This window comes from Paenibacillus sp. G2S3 (genome assembly GCF_030123105.1).
Classification (GTDB): domain Bacteria; phylum Bacillota; class Bacilli; order Paenibacillales; family Paenibacillaceae; genus Paenibacillus_AQ.
On the sequence record NZ_CP126095.1, the window covers coordinates 2294894 to 2314487 of the forward strand.

Genomic DNA, 19594 nt, shown 5'->3' on the forward strand with positions numbered 1-19594 from the left:
CACATTAACCTAAGCCATATACCTTTATAATCTCTAAGGTTGAACCCTTGAACCAAAATCATTTTTTTCAGGAGGACTTTAGCGTATGAGATATAAAGCATTGGAATTAGACAAACCGCTTACTTATGAGCTGGAAGGCTTAGAAATAGGAGTCACCTCGAACTGTAATTTCCGCTGCGATTATTGTTGTGCATATAATAGAAATGATGGACAAAGCATCAAAGCTAAAGAGGTTATCCGAATTCTTGAAGAGCTTCCTGGTCTGAAAAGAGTACGCTTGTCAGGTGGCGAGGTCACTTTAAAGTTTGATGACTGTGTGGAGGTTGTAAGCTACTGCTCATCCAGAGGGATTCAGACGCAGCTTAACTCCAACGGCAGTCTTTTAAATGCTGAACGAATTGATCAGCTGGTCGCGGCAGGACTAACGACGATACATATTTCCTTCAATTTTACTACTGCGGACGCTTTCTCTCGTTATTATAATATTCATCCAAGCATCTATGAAAAAATAAGAGACAACATTACTTTGTTCGCGGCCACAAGTGTAGATACGGTGCTGGAGACGCTGTTGTTCAGCGAAACTCAGGATAACATGAAGGAAATCAGCGATCATGTCTACGCGATGGGTGTTAGAACACATGAGATTCAGAACAGTATTATCATGGATCATACAGGCTGGAAGTCTATAGCTGCCCGCGAACAATTAAAGAATGCCGTGAGTGAACTGATCGCTATGAAAAAAGAAGACACGATCTTGTATTTTACTTGCATGGACCGTTTTATGGATGCGCTTGGTTTTGAAGAGCAGCCGGGTGTTTATTTTCCACACTGCATAGAGGGTAAGAAACAGCTTCATTTACATGGAAATGGGGACATTCTGATCTCTGAATTATGTCATCCCGTTTTTATTGGCAATATTTATCAGGGAACCTCACTAAAGGATCTGTACATTAACATGCCAGCGCCATTGGCTCAGTTCCTGGATAAGCTGCCATGCCCAGCGCTGGATGCATTGTTTCCACAAGGGGTTTAAATCGTTAAGTATTTTCTATAAAAATTACTACTAGGAGCCAATTTAAATAATTGGTTCCTTTTTGTGTAGTAGATTTATGGAAAGTCCTGTATGATTTCTGTAAGCTTATAGAGACTGCTACAACTTAAAATAACGGATAAGGAATGTATGACATCCATACATAAGGTGTGCGACACATGCTTACGAATATAAGAAATGGACTCATCAAATCTAATGTAGTTCTCGAAAAAATCATGCCAATATTAACACCTACTGCCATCGTGGTTGGCGTGCTTAATGAAAGCAGACTACTGCCGTTCACATGGCTAGTTCCTTGGATATTCGCCTTCATGACATTGATCGGAAGTTTGAAGTCCAATCTCAAAGATCTGCTGGGCGTACTGTTGAAACCACAAAAGTTGATAGTGTTGCTGATTATTCTCCATATCGTGATGCCGCTCATTGGTTGGCTCGTTGCAAGTGCTGTTTTTCCGGGAGATCCCTACACAGTGACTGGATTTGTACTGCTATTTGCGATCCCTACAGGTGTTGTTAGTGTGGTGTGGGTATCTATATACGGCGGGAATATTGCACTGACTTTGGCACTTATTCTGATCGATACGCTCTTGTCACCGATTGTTGTTCCGGGTACCTTGTATTTGCTCATGGGAGCGAGTGTGGAAATTCAGCTAGGGGAAATGATGAAAGGTCTTCTATGGATGATTGTGATTCCTTCGGTGGTCGGGATGCTTCTGAATCAATGGACAAAAGGAAAGGTGAATACGGTATGTGGACCACCGCTTTCCCCATTTGTAAAGGTTGGCTTGTTCATGGTCGTTTCCATTAATGGTGCTAGCATTGCACGATATCTGAAACACCCGGATAGTAAATTAGCGATTATTATTGGAGTAACCTTTATAACCGTAGTTCTTGGATATGTAATCGGGGCAATGGTATCACACCGCTTCCACTTTAGCTATGAAGATTCTGTGGCCGTTCAATTTAATTCCGGTATGCGTAATTTAAGCGCGGGAGCAGTACTCGCAGTAAAATATTTCCCTCCAGCAGTTGCGCTCCCTGTGATTTCAGGAATGTTATTCCAGCAAATTCTTGCTGCAATGTCTGGTCTGTTTTTACGTAGCAGAACTAAACAACCCATAACTGATGGTGCAATAACGCAAGTTACTCCTTCATCCCAGTCAGAACCGCCTATTTCATCATAATAATAAAACAGGTCTTATTGACTATTCTATAAAAGATGTCCGAACTAGAAGAACTAGATTTTTCTACATTTATATGCAAAAATTCGACATTTTTTGATATTTTCCGTATTTTCACTTAGACGATATTCACTAATTTACCATCATATCCGATAGTAGTTGTATTATTTACAATTGCATTGTTCTCAAATGAACAAGTAGTCGGAAGGGTGAAGAAAAATGAAGATTCGTCTTAAACTATCACTTATGATGATAGGTGTGACCCTACTATGTATTGCAGTAATGGGGGTTTTTACATATTTAAGGTCAACTCAGGCAATTGTGAGCCTTACTGAGAATTCTATGAAGCAGGTCAATACGAATAAAGCTCAGACCATATCATCCATGATTTCGAAAGAGCAGAGAAGTATTGAGCTTATTGCCGGAAGGTCGGAAATTGTCGAATTATTACTCCAAGCAGAGAACGGTGGAGTCGCAAAGGGGAATGAGCTACAGAATGAGGTAAATATCAGCCTTCAAGAAATTGTGAAGGATGCTGGGAACCTTGAACATGCTTTTGTCAGTGATATGAGAGGCATCGCTGTGGCTGACAGTGATATTAAGCTTATAGGTACGGATTTTAGCGAAAGAAATTATACGAAGAAAGTAATGGAGACCGCGGCGCCGGTAATTAGCGAAACGCTGAAATCAAAATCTACTGGGGCTTATGTGGTGGCTTTTGTACATCCGGTTAAGAGTAACGGGAAGATGATTGGATATGTGGCTTCAGCGGTTTCCGCAGATAGTATGATTAAGTATTTAGCAGATGCAAAAGTAGTGAACACAACGACCTCGTATGCTTATCTTCTCGATGAGAATGGGAATACACTTTACCATCCGGATAAGAAGCAAGTAGGACAACCCGTGGCGAATGATCAGATCATGGCTGTTGTAGAGCGTGTGAAATCTGGTGAGAAAGTAGAAGATAGCCTGCTAAACTATACATATAATGGTGTGGATAAAAAATCAGCCTATACAGTTATGCCGGAGACCCACTGGTTGCTTGGGCTTACGGCTAATTTAGATGAAATTACGAAACCAGTGAATGAAATGAGAAATTTTAATCTGGTGCTTGGTGTGGTAAGTTTGATTATAGCTTTGCTGATCGCTTTATATTTTGCCAAAAAAATCTCCTCACCGATTATTAAACTGACAGAGTTGATAAATAGAACGGCAGAACTGAATTTGACGTATGACTCCCAGTATGAGTATCTGAAGAAAAACAATGATGAAACAGGTACGATAGCCATAGCAATGCTCCGAACACGGGTTATTCTTCGTGATATGGCGGGTAGTCTAATCACAATCTCTACCAAGGTGCTAGATAATGCGGAAACTCTTGAAAAGCTATCTATAGATGTACGTGAGAATGCTCACGATAATTCGGCAACTACACAGCAGCTATCGGCAGGCATGGAGGAGACAGCAGCTTCAACACAAGAGATGACGGCAGCGATTACTGAAATTGATATTAATGTGTCCGAGATCTCCAGTAATGTGAAGGAAGGCTCAGAAGTTTCCAAACAGATCAGTGAGCGAGCGATGGCGTTACAAGATGAGGCGTTAGAGTCTACGGATAATGCTAAGCGAGTGTATGAATCTGTTCGTGTCGATATGGAAAAAGCAATTGCGCAGTCGAACGCGATCTCGGAGATTAATGTACTGGCGGATACGATTCTATCGATTACTAGTCAGACCAATCTGCTTGCTTTGAATGCAGCGATCGAAGCGGCTAGAGCAGGTGAGGCAGGTAGAGGGTTTGCTGTTGTAGCTGGTGAGATCCGTAAGTTGGCTGAGAAATCGTCAGAGACCGCTGCTGGGATCCAAGGGGTCGTTTCAGGTGTATATGCTTCTGTTGAACTAATGAAGGAAAATTCAGAGGCGTTACTTGCTTTTATTGACCAGAATGTTCTTGGAGATTATGAGCGGTTAACGGAGGTAAGTCAGCAGTATAACAGAGATGCTACTACAGTGAATTTGCTGATGAATCAATTCGAGACCGCAGCTGATCATCTAAGTATGGCGGTATCTAGTATTTCTATAGCGGTCAATGAAGTGGCTGCTACAGTAAACGAGGGAGCTATTGGGATTCAGGATATTGCGGTGAAAACGGCTGATATCGTGGAAAAAACATTCTTAGAGGTTACTATGGCTGATGAAAATACTCAAAGTGCTAAAGAGCTTCAGGGATTGGTAGACAAGTTTAAGATCTAAACTGTAAGAATTATTAAGGGTATCCTTATCTTTTTTTCATAAAATATTAAGCTTGCAAGGTTATAGTACATATATAACCTCCCTTAAATATAAACCTTGCCCCGCCGGCCGTCGGCGGGGTCTTTTTTATGCTTGGCAGTATTTAAGGATGCTCTTTATCCGGTGATGAGGTAAATAGCTTCATCCAGTGGAACGATAACCTCTGTTTGTTCCTCCATATCTTTCAAACGTACCTTCTCAACACTTGATTCGCTTTCGCCGATCAGTATAACGTATCGGATGTTTTTGGATGAGGCTGTGGCGAGCTGCTTTTTTAATTTTCTTTTACTGGATACGAGAGTGGTTCTTATAGAACAGGCACGCAGCTCGGCTGCTGCAATTAAAGCTTGTGGTAGTGTCTCACCAATGGGAATGACCATAACATTAGCTGCTTTATTTTCTTCGGTAGGTCTTTCTGCTAGGAGCGCCATGATTGACTCCATACCAAAAGACAACCCAACCGTAGGATATTGAATATCTTCTCTACCCACTAGCTGTCCGATAATCGCGTCATATCTGCCTCCACCACCCAAGCTTGAGGTAAAGGAGCCGGAAGCATCGAAGATCTCGTAGACTGTTCCAGTGTAGAACGAAAGGCCTCGGGATAAGAAAGGATCAAAGCGGCAAGTATCCTGTAATCCAATGTCTTGGATTAGATTTTGTAGGACGAGAACCTCTGACGCACCCGGTTGTGCTGTGAGATCGTACTTTTGGCATAACTGTTCAAAGCTTGGATTGTCCATTTCGATAAGCGCTAGAATCGCTGCGATGGTTGCAGATTCTAGCCCTTTGCCAATCAACTCGTTCTTCACTCCACTAAGGTTGATTTTCTCAAGTTTATCAAGGGTTAACATAACGGATAGTTGCTCCTCAGCGGGTACGCCGATGGACTCCAGAATCTCACCGAGAAAACGTCGGTTGTTCCATTTTAGGATGATAGGGATGTCTAGCTTGCGGAAAGCTTCGGTAGCTAGTTGCATTAGCTCAGCTTCAGCCTCAGGGCCGGAAATGCCGACCACATCGACATCACATTGCAGGAATTCACGCAGACGCCCACGTTTCACAGGTCCATCTCGGAACACTTTTCCGATCTCATACCGCTTGAATGGAAGCTCAATTCCAGGGTTTAAAGCGATGACTTTGGCAAAAGGGATGGTCAGATCATAACGTAACCCTAGCTTGCGGTTGCCTTGATCTGTGAGTTGGTACATTTCCTTGAGGATTTCGTCCCCGCCTGCATATTTTGAGGTTAATAACTCCAATTCATTTAATAATGTCGTATCCATCGATTCAAAATCATAGAGCTCGAACAAGTCCTGCAGCGTATTTTGAATGTTCTTTCTGAGCGCTTGCTCTTGACCGAAGTAATCATAAGTTCCTTTAATGTTTTGCATCATTAGTAGCTCCTTTGAATTGGCATAGTTTAGAAAATAAAAAAACGCGCAGGACCTCTTGGTCCTGCGCGTGATCTATGCCGCAGGGAGGCCAACGCGAGTAGCGTTAGCCTCCCTGAAAAATTCAGGAATGCTAACGCTGTTTGTGATAATAATGAAGTTGATTCAGCATGATTGTATTTGTATTCATCAGAACCAATTCCCTTCGAAATTTAGATTACTGCCGATTATAGCGGATCATTTGGAGTCGTGCAAGTAAGAATTTATAATTGGTTCGTTTTCTTGTGGGCGAATGGACAAGTTATCAGCTATAATAGGGCTTCGATATTCCTTAAGGAAAGGGAGTTTTTCTACGATGAATGAATCTTTAATTATAGCTCGGACCGAAGATTTTGTTAAAGAACAACTTGGACAAGATACTACGGGGCATGACTGGTGGCATTCCGATAGAGTGCGCAACACCGCCGCTGAAATTGCTAAGATCGAGAGCGCAGATGTATTTGTCTGCACAATGGCTGCTTTGCTGCATGATGTTGCTGACGAGAAGCTTAATCCGTCTAAAGAAGAAGGTTTGCATAAAGTACGTACTTGGCTTTCTTCAAACCTTACAGATGAGGAACAAATTAATCATATTATGATGATTATTGAGACGATGTCCTTTAGTGGTGGCGGGGGAGAACCGATGCAGACGCTTGAAGGCCAAGTGGTCCAAGATGCCGATCGACTTGATGCGCTTGGTGCGATTGGCATTGCCAGAACCTTTATTTTCTCAGGAGCAAAAGGTCGTCCAGCTTATGATCCGGAAGTGTCTCCAAGAGATGAATCGCTTCAGAAGGAGTACAGGGATTACAGCAAAGGGACGGCTATCAATCATTTTTATGAGAAGTTATTAAAATTAAAATATCTGATGAACACAGCCTATGGACGCAAGTTAGCAGAAGAACGGCATGATTTCATGTTGAATTTTCTGGACCAGTTCTATAAGGAGTGGAATCAAGGGAACCAATAGCTGTTATAATGATAAGTATGCACAAGATGAAGGATCGCGGAGTTTCCGCTTTAACCAGAACAATCGGCATAGAAGAGGTTGAACAATGAGTGAATTGCAATTTAGAGATTATGAGTTAAACGAAGACATTATTAAAGCGCTGGATGTCCTGAAATATGAGACGCCAACAGAAGTTCAAAGCAAAGTGATCCCTGTAGCGCTCCAGCAAAAGGATCTGATCGTTAAATCGCAAACGGGTAGCGGAAAGACGGCAGCTTACGGAATCCCAGTCTGTGATTTGGTGGATTGGGCGGAGAATAAACCGCAGGCTTTGATTCTTACGCCTACTCGGGAGCTTGCCATGCAAGTAAAAGAGGATATAACCAACATTGGACGATTTAAACGGGTTAAGGCCGTGGCTCTTTTCGGTAAGCAGCCTTTTGCTCCACAAAAAATTGAACTTACCCAAAAAACACATGTTGTCGTAGGTACGCCTGGCCGTGTGTTCGACCATATTGAAAGAGGCACGCTTCCGCTAAATCGGATCAAGTATTTGATCATTGATGAAGCAGACGAGATGCTGAGCATGGGATTTATTGAGCAGATTGAGAAGATCATCAAGCAGCTGCCAAAAGAACGAGTGACTTGTGTTTTCTCGGCTACTTTACCGGAAGTGATTAAGAATTTATGCCGGAAATATATGAGCGATCCAACGGAAATCGAGATTCAGGCAAGTGGAATTACCACTGCTACAATTGAGCATGCTCTGATCGAAGTGAGACAAGCTGCCAAGTTCTCGTTACTGAGCGATATTATTACGGTGGAGAATCCAGATAGCTGCATTATCTTTTGCCGTACGCAAGAGCAGGTAAATGCCCTGTTTAGAGGTCTGGCTGATTTGGAATATCCTTGTGATAAAATCCATGGGGGTATGGAGCAGGATGAACGTTTTGAGGTCATGAATGCTTTTAAAAGAGGGCAGTTCCGTTACTTAATCGCTACCGATGTGGCGGCAAGAGGCATTGATATCGAGAACATCACGCACGTGATTAATTACGATATTCCGCTGGAAAAAGAAAGCTATGTGCACCGTACAGGCAGAACCGCACGTGCAGGCAAGACGGGTAAAGCGATCACTTTTGTCACTCCGAATGAGCAAAAGTGGGTCAAGGAGATCGAAGGCTATATTGGCTTTACCATCCCGAATATGAAAGCTCCTTCGGACGATGCTGTTGCTTACGCGAAGGAAGCTTTCGAGCAGAAGATTAACAAGCAGCCTGTCCGTAAAAAGGACAAAAGCGAAAGCTTGAACAAAGAAATCATGAAGCTGTACTTCAACGGCGGTAAGAAAAAGAAGCTAAGAGCCGTGGACTTTGTCGGTACAATCGCGAAGCTTGAAGGGATGTCTGCGGAAGACATCGGGATTATCTCGATTCAAGACAATGTGACTTACGTGGATATTTTGAACGGTAAGGGTGCAATGGTGCTGCAAGCGATGAGAGAGACGACCGTGAAGGGCAAGCAGCTTAAGGTGCATATTGCGAAGAAATAAACGGTATAAATCCCGTATATTAAGCTGATTTGGCTGGAAAAGCTGAAAAGAACGGTATAAATCCCGTAGATTGAGCTGATTTGGTTGGAAACGCCGAAATGAACGTTAAAAATCCCGTAGATAGAAATCCCGCATATTGGGCGGGCAGGTAGGGGAAACTTCGGGGGAATAAGAGCCGGATACACAAGCCGGATTGAATATAGTTACTTTATCGGTGCGGAGAGTTGCTATAGTGTACAGATCCGTGTTTGTGTATGGTTTTTAGGGAAAACCTCCCTAAAAAATAGCTGATTTCGCTAGATTTTAAGCTTTTTAGGGAATTCCTCCCTAAAAATTACCTAAAATCCACTGTTATGAGCTAATTGGGTGAAATTAAGGGGAGGAATTCCCTAATCTCATCCCCACGAATCCATAGAAGCATAACTCCCTAGTACTTTGTAACTCCAATACTCCCTAACTAACCAATTTAGCATCTCATGCTGGAAACACATGAGAAGCACGAAAAAACAAGCCCAGTCACCATTAATATGGAGACTGGGCTTGTTATTGTTGAAAATCCCAGCAGCTGCATCAATCTGCAGAAGCTCTGGATAACGCCCTTAGGCGTTATACTGCGCCTGATGCAGCCGGCTGTATATGCCACCGGCATGAACTAACTCTTCATGGCGGCCTTGCTCAGCGATGCCTTCTTCATTCACGACCATGATCCGGTCGGCATTTTTTATCGTCGTCAATCGGTGGGCGATGACGAGTGTGGTTCTGCCCACGGACAGATCCGCCAATGATTGCTGAATCGCTGCTTCCGTTTCTGTATCTAGCGCGGAAGTGGCTTCATCCAGAATCAGGATTGGTGGATTCTTCAGGAACATGCGGGCGATCGCTAAGCGCTGCTTCTGTCCACCGGACAGCTTCACGCCTCGCTCGCCGATCACTGTATCCATGCCTTCTGGCAGATTCTGAATGAGATCTTCCAGATGGGCGCGTCGAGCGGCTTCCCAGATTTCAGGCAGCTTCGCATCGAGCTTTCCGTAGGCAATATTCTCTCGAATCGTACCCGAGAACAGGAACACATCCTGCTGCACGATCCCGATCTGCTTACGTAACGACTCCAGCTTCATGTCACGGATATCGATGCCATCTATGGTGATAGCCCCGCCTGTGACATCATAGAAACGAGGGAGCAGGCTGCAAATAGTTGTTTTGCCAGCGCCAGAAGGTCCAACAAAGGCGATCGTTTCGCCGGCTTTTACTTTCAGGCTAATATTTTGTAGAACCGGACGGTCCTCGTCGTATCCAAAAAATACATTCTGGAAGGTAATATCACCGCGCAAAGCATTGATCTCCACAGCATCTGGCTTGTCACTGATGTCAGGTTCCGTGTCAATGATCTCCAGATAACGTCTGAAGCCGGCTATTCCTTTTGGATAACTCTCGATGACGGCATTGATCTTTTCGATCGGACGGAAAAAAACATTGGACAACAGAATAAATGCCACAAATTCTCCAATTTGGAGCTCTCCATTGATGAAGAACCACGCACCGCTGATCATCACAAGGACTGTAATGAGGCGGGTCATCATATAGCTGACGGATAAGCTTTTGGCCATGAATTTATAAGCAAGAAGCTTTGTTTTACGGAACATTTGATTATCTACTGCGAATAGCTCTTGTTCATGCTGCTCATTGGCAAAAGATTGCACGACCCGGATTCCACCCACATTGTCTTCGATACGGGCGTTGAAACTACCTACATTTCCAAAAAGCTGGCGGTAGGTGGAAGTCATGTTGCGTCCGAAGTAGATGATCACCCAAGCCATAATTGGAACGATAATAAAAGTAATAATTGCTAGCTTCAGATTAATATCAGCCATAAGGATGAAGGCACCGACAAGTGTCATGATGGCGATAAACACATCCTCAGGACCGTGATGCGCCACCTCGCCGATATCATTTAAGTCGTTGGTGATGCGTCCGATGAGGTGACCTGTTTTATTGTTATCAAAGAATCGGAAGGATAGTTTCTGGATGTGGTCGAACATTTTTTTACGCATATCGGTCTCGATGTTAATACCAAGCATGTGACCCCAGTAAGTAACGACATATTGCATCACCGTATTCAAGGCGTAAATAGCTAGAAGCGCGACACAAGCAATAAGAATTAGCGGCCAATCTTGACCTGGGAGCAAATCATCAATGAACTTATTGACAGCTACCGGAAAAGCTAGTTCTAGCAGACCTGCAAAAACAGCGCAGGAGAAGTCCAATATAAATAGTTTTTTATACGGACGATAGTAGGAAAAAAACCTTCGAAGCATTCTGTTCACTCTTTTCTATAGGATTATGTAGGCGTTCGATTGAAATTGATTCTCAATTGACCTGATTATATGGATACTAAAGATACCGTTCGATTTTGTCAATAATTTGGATATAAAATTACTTAAGGGTTGTAACTTTTATAATAATAGTGGATGATAGGTCTTAATGCCATGTAATAAACATTTTTATATTTCTGGCTTAATCGCTCACCGTCCTTACAGGGATGTCAAAGGCGTTTATGCTTGTTGCAATTTAGGAGGATACATGATGAAAGCATCGCAACGAGAAGGAAACATTCAGAATAGAGGTTTAACGGATACCAAATATGATCGCTGGCTGCTAGTGTTGGGGATTGTATTTATCGCAGCGGCACTTAGAGCGCCTTTCACATCCGTCGGTCCACTGGTACAAATGATTCAGGATGATTTAGGCTTATCGAACACTTTAGCAGGAGCTATTACCACTCTACCATTATTGGCTTTTGCCATCTTGTCCCCGTTTGCTCCAAAGCTAGCCCGCCGCTTCGGCTTGGCTAATGTGCTATTAATTGCCATGGTTATGCTCGCAATGGGGATTCTAGTTCGGTCGGGGGCGGGAACGGGACTTTTGTTCACAGGTACGGCGATACTCGGACTTTCTATTGCAGTATGTAATGTGCTGCTTCCGGGTCTGATTAAAGGGAAGTTTCCTCACAAAATTGGATTAATGACAGGTGTTTATACCGTTTCTATGAATTTATGCGCAGCCGTCGCTTCAGGTATAAGTGTACCGCTGGCCAGTAATGCTGGATTTGGCTGGAGAGGGACTCTGGCGATTTGGTTTATGATCGCTGCGCTAGCAACCTTGTTCTGGATTCCGCAAATGCGCAAGCTCGATCAAGGGACTGGAGCGAAGGGTTCGGTCTCTAGTGGAAATATGTGGCGCTCTTCGCTTGCTTGGAAAGTAACGATTTTTATGGGCTTACAGTCGCTGCTCTATTATGTCTTTATTGCTTGGTTCTCTGTTCTCCTTGGTGAGCGAGGGATGTCATCAAGCCATGCAGGCTGGTTACTATCGCTGATGCAAATGGCGCAGCTGCCGTTTACTTTCTTCGTGCCGTTGTGGGCAGGACGGATGAAGAACCAACGCATTTTAGTAATAATCACTGCTATACTGTATTTCATCGGAATAAGTGGGATTTGGCTGGGCAGCAGCGCTTTAATGGCTGTTTGGGCGATATGCTTTGGGATTGCCGGAGGCTTTGCCTTCGGTCTTGTGATGATGTTCTTCAGTCTACGGACCAGAAGCACTCAAGAAGCAGCGGAGCTGTCAGGAATGGCTCAATCCGTAGGTTATGTGCTTGCTGCAATGGGTCCAGCATTATTCGGATGGCTGCATGATGTGACGAATAGCTGGACAATGCCGTTAGTTTTATTGCTGGGGGCAAGTGTATTGCTGCTGGTTGTCGGACTTGGTGCTGGTAGCGATCGATATGTGGGAGATAAAAGATAGATGGTCGGTGGCTTTCAATTTTATCACCATGAACAATTTGAAAAGAGTGTATTGGCGCGGATACTGCACCAGTACACTCTTTTTTATGGCATAGGAAGAAACGCCCCTCATTCTTAGGCTCGTTTATAAGCGACGACCCGGATTCTTCGATAATCCATCACCCAGCGGCCATCCTGAAATAATGTCGGTCTAAGTTTCTGTTCCATATAAGAGAGGACTTCTTCTCGTTGAGATGGTGTTAGGACACTTAAGATTCCATTTGCAAAAGTGTTCAGCCAGGACTGGAACCCTTGCTCTCCAGCCTCTAGTGGGGTTGGACGGTCGAAACAAAGGGCGAGGTCTACAGTCAGTCCGTGTTGTTCTAGTAGTGTTGCATATTGTCCAATGCTTGGGAAGTACCAAGGCAACTGAAGTTTACCACTACATCCTATAGCGGCAAAAGCATTTGGAAGTTCAGTAACGATGGATGCGATATTGCCCAGCCCACCGAATTCAGCGACAAAACGTCCGCCTGTTCGAAGGCTAGCTGCAATAGAAGCGGCAGCTCCATTCGCGTCGGTCAACCAGTGTAGAGCAGCGTTGCTGAACACAGCATCGACCGGCTGTTCCGCAACATATCTTTGTCCGTCAGCTAAGACGAAGCTTTGCTTGGGATGCTTGGTGCGGGCAGTCTGAATCATTTCATCAGAGGCATCAATCCCTGTTACAGTGGCACCACTGGCAGCGATGGCTGCTGCCAAATCGCCAGTTCCGCAGCCCCAATCTATAATTTGTTCACTAGGCTGGGGCCGAAGAAGCTCAATCAAAGATTCTCCAAACTGAGACACAAAGGCCATGTCAGTATCATAGGTTCCGGTATTCCACTGCTGGTTCATAAGTATTCGTCCTTTCTAGTTTAGAATTATAGTGACATTTCTGATGTAGCTTCATTCTTTAATTATGTTGTATCATACCAGTCTCTTATAAGTGAAATATATAAACTGAATAACTGTGATCGGTTATGCCTATGGACATTTGAATTTGTTATCTCGCTTATATTGCTACAGTTAATTTCGCAGTATATCGTTTTAAAAATATATTGCTTTTTATCTGAAAAAGGAGTATATTATTATTTACGGTGATTATTTCACTGATGTACATAATGTGCGGTCGTGGCGGAATTGGCAGACGCGCACGGTTCAGGTCCGTGTGGTAGCAATATCGTGGAGGTTCGAGTCCTCTCGACCGCATCATCAAATAGGCTTATACAATTGCTCTTGAGCAGGTGTATAAGCCTATTTTTTATTTCTGAAGAAAATTTTGCTGGTCTTACTGATCAAATACTTGCTGTAACTAAACTTCGTAGAATGACATTGAGACGATATCGGACTGTAATGCAGCTATATTTGCTTTTTGGCTCATTTCTCTGGGGTTATGGACCGTATAGCTCTTATCGGGCTTCATTTGCCACTATATGGAACTTTTTTGGGTGAATAGCTTCATCATGAGTCCCAATGCATGCTAAAACCCCGTATTTTTAGAAAATAGGGGCTCTTCAGTCCGAAACAACTAAATGAACTATCTTTAACCGTCCATAGCTATGTACTATAGGCGGTTTTTTTTTTGCGTTCATGATCGGATTAGAATACAAAAATTAGGTATTTTTGTATTGACAGTTATATCGGCTTCCGTAATAATGATATTACGGTAACCGATATATCGCTAACAGTAATAGAATGGAGATGGAATCATGCCTGAAAGCTCAGAAAGAGGAGCCTTAACGGAAGCAGTATTTTACATTTTATTGTCTCTATACACCGCAATGCACGGATACGCGATTATGCAGAATGTGAAGGATTTGAGTCATGGGCGAGTGGAGCTTGGAGCGGGCACTTTGTACGGAGCTATTAACACCTTGCTTGAGAAAGACTGGATAAGAGCTGTAGAGGGGGAAGAAGGCTCCCGAAGAAAGGAATACGAAATTACTGAATTAGGGAAGACGGTGATTCAGGGTGAGCTTATCCGCTTGGAAGAGCTGATTGCCAATGGAAAGAGAATAGCTGGAGGTGAGTCCAAATGAAACATATGGTTCGCAAGCTGTTTTGGGATTTTGAGAAGGAAGAAGAGTGGCTTAATGAAATGTCTGCCAAAGGGCTGGCCCTTTCAAGCTACTCATGGTGCAAATATGTATTTACTGAGTCGTCTAAGAACGAGTATACGTATAGAATTGAGCTTTTAGATAATGTGCCTACTCATCCGGAAAGCATTGCTTACATCAAGTTTTTAGAGGAAAACGGAGTGGAATTTGTTAGCAGCTATGTTCGTTGGATTTATCTACGCAAGAAGTCATCCGAAGGTGCGTTTGATATTTACACGGATCTGGAATCTAAAATAAAACACTTTAAGCGAATCAACACGCTATGGAATTCTGTTATGTGGTTAGAGTTCATTGTTGGTTTAGCCAACATTCTCATTGGGGTAACGAATTATTTCAATTCATCCAGCAGCATTAGTTTGGTAAACGTTATTCTAGGCGGATTTTTAATCCTTTTAGGACTTGTTTTTTTTAGAGCTGGAGCTCCTATTCGTAAGAAAATTAAGAAGCTTCAACAAGAAAATTTAATAAGAGAATAGTCCTTAAAACTTGTGAGTTGTACTAACAGCAAGCTTCCTGATCGCTCGGGACTTGCTGTTTATTTTATGTCTATGACGTTAACACGCAATCTCGTTGATTTATACCAATCTATCATTTAGGACTCAACTATCAAGCTTAATCACCGAAAAAAAGGTATACTGGAATAGATCATGAGACTGTACAAATGTTTGTCCCCATCTCAAAAGAGGAGGCTGCACAGGTGTCTGAATTTCTTTTTAAGCAACTATACTTACGGTCTTCTATAGGGGTTGCTGTAGTCTCTCCCAAGGAAGGGACCTTGATTCAATCCAATCCAGCGCTTTGCCGTATGCTTGGTTATTCTGAAGAAGAGCTTTTAAATATGCATTATCTAGATCTTATTTATCCAGACGATGAAGCTGATGATGATCATTACGTTATCCTGAACAATCTCTTATTAGATCCTGAGACCGCAATTGAGTTAGAAAGACGGTTCTTACGTAAGGATGGTGAGATAATCTGGGTAGCACAACATATATTTCTGATTCTTCAGGAGGACTCCAGTGAACCTCTTGTCTTGATCTCAGAACTAACAGATATCACAAACAGAAGGCTTGCTGAAGATAAGATTCAGGAAGATCAACATTTATATAATTTGATCACACAAAATACGCCAGATATGATTTCTTTTGGCGGACCTGACGGTACACTGCACTATGTATCTCCTTCAGTGGAGTTGTTACTAGGATATCCACCAGATGAAATGATCGGCACGAAAAGACCTGAGTATTATCACGTAGAAGATGCTCTAGAGATGACAGAACACGGAAAGCTCTATTCTGATACGGATGTGTATACACGCAGGGCCCGGCATAAGAACGGGCATTATTTGTGGATTGAGAGCAGTTCACAGGTGGTACGTGATGAGCTGGGGGAAATTAAGCAGATATTAACCATCGGCCGCGATATTACGCAGCGTAAGAAATATGAGGATATGTTGGCCCAAGCCCAATACCTTGCGAAAATGGGATCTTGGGAATGGGATGCGACAAAAACGCGGTTGACGGTTTCTAGAGAGATGCGTAATATTTTCGGCTTTTCGTTGGACGACAGCAATCATTCCTATTTTGATTACAAACGTGTTCTTTCCTGTATTGATCCAGCTGATTTCATAAGACTTCAAAAGCTAGTTCACCAATCTTTAGCGAATGGTACGAATGGCGAAGCTATGGTTCGAATTAAGAGCGCGGATGGGAAATTGAAGTTTCTTTATGCACACTGGGAAGTGGTTAAAGATGAAGAAGGAAGAGTGCTGCTGATCAGCGGGATTGCCCAGGATGTGACGGAACGTCATCGAATGGAGGAACAGCTTCGTGATAGCGAGCAGAATTACCGTCTTCTCTCGGAAAATTCTATGGATTTCATTTCACGAAATACAGCGGACGGACACCTCACCTATCTGTATGCATCACCTATTTGCCAGACTATGTTCGGCTATACACCGGAAGAAATGTACGAAACCAGAGGTATAGATTACATACATCCTGAGGACAAGGAGAAAGTGGTGTCGTATCTTAGCAGTTGTATGGAAGGGAAGAAGCTCGAACCTGTAACCTTCCGGTTTCTGTGCAAAGATGGAACGTACATTTGGACGGAGACAACACTTCGATATATCTACTCCGAGACCTTTGGAGGTCACGAGCTAGTGTGTGTGACCCGTGACATTGCGGAGCGGACGCGTCATTTTGAAGAAATAGAGAAGTTAAGTAACGAGCATGCTCTAATATTGAATTCGGTATCTGAAGGTATATTTGGGATGAACCTTGAAGGGAATACGATGTTCATCAATCCTGCGGCCATTACTATGCTAGGATATGATCCAACGGAATGGTTGAACAGCAAATTCCATACGATTCATCAGACCTGGCTGGATAACGAGCCATTTTTGGGAATTCAGAAGACGCTGATTCCCTCACACTTCAATAATCGCTCTATTGATGAGAAGGAGGGCGTATTTTGGAGGCAAGATGGTTCCAGCTTTCTGGTCAGATATCGCATGACTCCACTTTTTGATAGTGATGAGCGGATCGGGGCTGTCGTGGTTTTCCGAGATATCACTGAAGAGAAGGAGATTGTGCGAGCGAAGGAGTCTGCTGAGGAAGCGGACCGGGCGAAATCGGAGTTTTTAGCCATTATGAGCCATGAATTGCGTACGCCTATGAACGGTATTATCGGAATGGCAGACCTGCTCTCAGGTACAGAACTGGATGAAGAGCAGAGCTATTATACACAAATCATTAACAGTAGCGGGGAAGCATTGCTTCATATTTTGAATGAAGTGCTGGATTTCAGCAAAATTGAAGCAGGCATGATGACGCTTGAACTGCAAATGGTGGATTTGCGTGAAGTGATTCAGAACGTTAGTGAGCTATTCTATCCGAAGGTCAAAGAAAAAGGCTTGTTATTGACTATTGATATTGCAGCTGATCTTCCATTTGTCATTGTGACGGATGAGGCGAGATTACGCCAAATTCTCGTAAACTTGGTCGGGAATGCGGTGAAATTTACGGAAACAGGTGAAATCAGTATTTCTGCCAGCCTGGAGGCTTCACAAACGTCAGGAAATATTATCGTGAAATTCATGGTTAAAGATACGGGTTTGGGTATCCCAGCTGCCAGTCAGGGGTTATTGTTTCAATCGTTCTCGCAATTGCATCCTTCTATCAATCGTAAGTATGGGGGAACCGGACTTGGACTGGCCATTAGCAAAAAGCTGGTGGAGCTGCTCGGAGGAACGATTGGTGTGAGGAGCTGTGAGGAACATGGCTCAGAGTTCTATTTCACAGTGGAGGTCTCTTTGCCAAAAGAGGAGTGGAACCAGAAGATTTCAGTCCACCCTTCAGTGAAAGCAGACAAAAGCGATATACCTAACGCGATAGCGTCTGTTAAGGGACAATATGGACCGATGTCCATTCTCATTGCTGAAGATCATCCTGTGAATCAGCAACTGATGCTGGCTTATCTGAAGAAACGGGGATACGTTCCAGACATCGTAACCAATGGCGAGGAAGCGGTTCGGGCTGTGCTGTCCAAGGACTATGACCTCGTATTTATGGATGTTCAGATGCCTATTATGGATGGGATAGAAGCAACAGGAATCATACGTGAGAAGCTCGGGCTGTCTCCGATTATTATTGCGGCCACAGCCTTTGCCAGAAATGAAGATAAAGAAATGTGTCTGAGAGCAGGAATGCAAGATTTCATATCTAAGCCTATTTCAATCAAGGAGCTCGACAGAGTATTAAAAGATTGGTCTACTCGGATTCAGTAAGGATGAGGAGTGTCATTGACAAAAAGAGTAATGATTACTATATTATTAATCGTAATAATTACGTATATTAATGTCGATGAAAGGATCCATACCTTGTTAAAAATGAAGCGCGGCGATTTTGTAATCATTTTTTTAGCTCTATTCGCAGCTGGTTTGATTTACGGAATCAAGTGGTGGGACACACACAATGAACAGTATCAGCAAGGAGATTTGAAAGCTATAATTACGGTCGATGGTAAGGAATACAAGACCGTTTCTTTGACTAAAGAAGAGCAAATTATAGATATTCAAACGAAGTTTGGCCACAATACTTTAAAGGTATTTGATTACGGGATCCAAATGACGTATTCTGACGCTCCTTTACGAATCGCTTTGGAAATGGGGTTTATTTCTAGGCCAAAGCAGCAAATCATCTGTATACCGGCCCGTATTATGGTTGAAGTATTTAACCCTAACCGATCTGTGAATGATGAGGATGAGCTGGACGCAATTATTTAGTAGGGTTAGCCGTACTCTGCAAAGCTTTCCATGCGGCTATGGAGTCAGCACTCGTGTAAATGTAGGGTGTTGTTGGTTGCGCGATAGGTGTAATTGCTTCTGCGCGTATTTGCATCATTTCTTGGCCCTTGTATTGCACAACTTGAAGCTTGCCACGGACCTCTATCCAGGTATCCGTGGGCAAGCTTTTTAATTTGCCGGAATCAACTAACATCCCAAACGGAGTAGCATCGGCGGTACAGCACTGAACCAGAAATCTGCCAATGGCAAAAGCATTCTCTGGCGTTTCACTGTCATCGCGATATAGAAAACCGGATACGGAAATCTCTTTACCTTCAAATTGCTGTTTATACAAGTCAATAGCACCTAGTGTTTCAGAGAAAATATCAGAATACACAGGAATAGTAGGCTGCGCATATAGAAGCTTAGCTAGCTCGGTGAGCTCCTCATGATAAGGATCAATCGATTCGAATCTAACAGCGTTGTTAATCTCTGATGGTGATGAGGTTAATGAAATCCCCTTTTTGCTAGCGGCCATACTCCCCAAGGCTCGGTCAGGAAGTGCAAATCCAAGCAGCAGCGGAAAAAGAAATAATCCATAAAGCGCTGTGGTTTTAAAAAAGGAATGTGGGAGGCGATGCTCGCAGTCACATAGCACACTTCCCTTACCAAACAAGGCCTGAATGGCCAAGCTGAGCGCCATAAGAGTCAAAGGAATCGGACATAATTGAACCCAGCGTGCTAGCTTGGGCGCTACATAATAATGCAAAGCGTCCTGCTGCACTAGATGCCCAATATAGAGAGCAAAGGCGAGCAGAATGACCGCCCTTAATAAATAATGAAATCGGATGCTTCGAGCGTCATTCATGCTCTTCCTCCTAACAATGCGGAAGCCTCTGTTTGCTAC

14 protein-coding genes and 1 tRNA gene are annotated in these 19594 nt (G+C 43.3%); 11 read left to right on the top strand and 4 right to left on the bottom strand.

Features of this window, described 5'->3' with window-relative positions:
• Positions 1-85 precede the first annotated feature (85 nt).
• The 3 genes from QNH28_RS09755 (at position 86) to QNH28_RS09765 (ending at position 4485) form a co-directional block, all read left to right on the top strand.
• Positions 86-1033, top strand: coding sequence for a radical SAM protein (locus tag QNH28_RS09755; protein WP_283911188.1), 948 nt, complete (start codon positions 86-88; stop codon positions 1031-1033).
• Positions 1034-1209: 176 nt separating this feature from the next.
• Complete coding sequence (locus QNH28_RS09760; RefSeq protein WP_283911189.1) at positions 1210-2235, top strand: bile acid:sodium symporter family protein; 1026 nt, start codon at positions 1210-1212, stop codon at positions 2233-2235.
• A 216-nt stretch (positions 2236-2451) separates the two neighbouring features.
• A complete protein-coding gene (locus tag QNH28_RS09765; protein WP_283911190.1) occupies positions 2452-4485 on the top strand; it encodes a methyl-accepting chemotaxis protein in 2034 nt (677 codons plus the stop codon).
• A gap of 155 nt (positions 4486-4640) precedes the next feature.
• On the opposite strand, the gene QNH28_RS09770 is transcribed toward QNH28_RS09765, so the two are convergent.
• Positions 4641-5921 carry a histidine--tRNA ligase gene (locus QNH28_RS09770; protein ID WP_349655040.1) on the bottom strand — a complete coding sequence of 427 codons (1281 nt, stop codon included), beginning with the start codon at positions 5919-5921 and terminating at the stop codon, positions 4641-4643.
• A 352-nt stretch (positions 5922-6273) separates the two neighbouring features.
• Here QNH28_RS09770 and QNH28_RS09775 point away from each other — a divergent pair, with 352 nt between their 5' ends.
• Both QNH28_RS09775 and QNH28_RS09780 read left to right on the top strand, forming a co-directional pair.
• On the top strand, positions 6274-6927 hold the full coding sequence (locus QNH28_RS09775; protein WP_283911191.1) for an HD domain-containing protein: 654 nt from the start codon (positions 6274-6276) through the stop codon (positions 6925-6927).
• Between the two features lie 85 nt (positions 6928-7012).
• Positions 7013-8458, top strand: a complete 1446-nt coding sequence (locus QNH28_RS09780; RefSeq protein WP_283911192.1) for a DEAD/DEAH box helicase — start codon at positions 7013-7015, stop codon at positions 8456-8458.
• 599 nt (positions 8459-9057) lie between these two features.
• Here QNH28_RS09780 and QNH28_RS09785 read toward each other — a convergent pair.
• Entirely contained in the window at positions 9058-10773 is a 1716-nt protein-coding gene (locus QNH28_RS09785; protein WP_283911193.1) for an ABC transporter ATP-binding protein, read from the bottom strand.
• 268 nt (positions 10774-11041) lie between these two features.
• Between QNH28_RS09785 and QNH28_RS09790 the strand changes: the two genes are divergently transcribed.
• Positions 11042-12265: a CynX/NimT family MFS transporter gene (locus QNH28_RS09790; RefSeq protein WP_283912104.1), complete on the top strand. Its 1224-nt coding sequence runs from the start codon at positions 11042-11044 to the stop codon at positions 12263-12265.
• A gap of 113 nt (positions 12266-12378) precedes the next feature.
• Here the strand turns inward: QNH28_RS09790 and QNH28_RS09795 are convergent, their stop codons facing one another.
• Positions 12379-13140 carry a class I SAM-dependent methyltransferase gene (locus QNH28_RS09795; protein ID WP_283911194.1) on the bottom strand — a complete coding sequence of 254 codons (762 nt, stop codon included), beginning with the start codon at positions 13138-13140 and terminating at the stop codon, positions 12379-12381.
• 270 nt (positions 13141-13410) lie between these two features.
• Between QNH28_RS09795 and QNH28_RS09800 the strand changes: the two genes are divergently transcribed.
• The 5 genes from QNH28_RS09800 to QNH28_RS09820 all read left to right on the top strand — a co-directional run bounded on the left by QNH28_RS09800 (position 13411) and on the right by QNH28_RS09820 (position 18687).
• Positions 13411-13494: transfer RNA gene (locus tag QNH28_RS09800), tRNA-Leu, on the top strand.
• 500 nt (positions 13495-13994) lie between these two features.
• Positions 13995-14324 (top strand): PadR family transcriptional regulator, encoded by a 330-nt coding sequence (locus QNH28_RS09805; protein WP_283911195.1) that lies wholly within the window; start codon positions 13995-13997, stop codon positions 14322-14324.
• Positions 14321-14878 carry a DUF2812 domain-containing protein gene (locus QNH28_RS09810; RefSeq protein ID WP_283911196.1) on the top strand — a complete coding sequence of 186 codons (558 nt, stop codon included), beginning with the start codon at positions 14321-14323 and terminating at the stop codon, positions 14876-14878. Before QNH28_RS09805 ends, QNH28_RS09810 begins: the two co-directional genes overlap by 4 nt.
• Positions 14879-15099: 221 nt before the next feature.
• Entirely contained in the window at positions 15100-18189 is a 3090-nt protein-coding gene (locus tag QNH28_RS09815) for a PAS domain S-box protein (protein ID WP_283911197.1), read from the top strand.
• 15 nt (positions 18190-18204) lie between these two features.
• The gene (locus QNH28_RS09820; protein WP_283911198.1) at positions 18205-18687 is read left to right on the top strand and encodes a NusG domain II-containing protein; all 483 of its coding nucleotides are present in this window, start codon (positions 18205-18207) and stop codon (positions 18685-18687) included.
• On the opposite strand, the gene QNH28_RS09825 is transcribed toward QNH28_RS09820, so the two are convergent.
• Positions 18680-19555, bottom strand: a complete 876-nt coding sequence (locus QNH28_RS09825; protein WP_283911199.1) for a TIGR03943 family putative permease subunit — start codon at positions 19553-19555, stop codon at positions 18680-18682. The two genes, QNH28_RS09820 and QNH28_RS09825, sit on opposite strands and share 8 nt — an antisense overlap.
• Positions 19556-19594: the final 39 nt, after the last annotated feature.

Bases quoted from the DNA above. Each gene is read 5' to 3' on its own strand.
- QNH28_RS09755 (WP_283911188.1), top strand. From the start codon at position 86: ATGAGATATAAAGCATTGGAATTAGACAAACCGCTTACTTATGAGCTG.
- QNH28_RS09760 (WP_283911189.1), top strand. From the start codon at position 1,210: ATGCTTACGAATATAAGAAATGGACTCATCAAATCTAATGTAGTTCTC.
- QNH28_RS09765 (WP_283911190.1), top strand. From the start codon at position 2,452: ATGAAGATTCGTCTTAAACTATCACTTATGATGATAGGTGTGACCCTA.
- QNH28_RS09770 (WP_349655040.1), bottom strand. From the start codon at position 5,921: ATGATGCAAAACATTAAAGGAACTTATGATTACTTCGGTCAAGAGCAA.
- QNH28_RS09775 (WP_283911191.1), top strand. From the start codon at position 6,274: ATGAATGAATCTTTAATTATAGCTCGGACCGAAGATTTTGTTAAAGAA.
- QNH28_RS09780 (WP_283911192.1), top strand. From the start codon at position 7,013: ATGAGTGAATTGCAATTTAGAGATTATGAGTTAAACGAAGACATTATT.
- QNH28_RS09785 (WP_283911193.1), bottom strand. From the start codon at position 10,773: ATGCTTCGAAGGTTTTTTTCCTACTATCGTCCGTATAAAAAACTATTT.
- QNH28_RS09790 (WP_283912104.1), top strand. From the start codon at position 11,042: ATGAAAGCATCGCAACGAGAAGGAAACATTCAGAATAGAGGTTTAACG.
- QNH28_RS09795 (WP_283911194.1), bottom strand. From the start codon at position 13,140: ATGAACCAGCAGTGGAATACCGGAACCTATGATACTGACATGGCCTTT.
- QNH28_RS09805 (WP_283911195.1), top strand. From the start codon at position 13,995: ATGCCTGAAAGCTCAGAAAGAGGAGCCTTAACGGAAGCAGTATTTTAC.
- QNH28_RS09810 (WP_283911196.1), top strand. From the start codon at position 14,321: ATGAAACATATGGTTCGCAAGCTGTTTTGGGATTTTGAGAAGGAAGAA.
- QNH28_RS09825 (WP_283911199.1), bottom strand. From the start codon at position 19,555: ATGAATGACGCTCGAAGCATCCGATTTCATTATTTATTAAGGGCGGTC.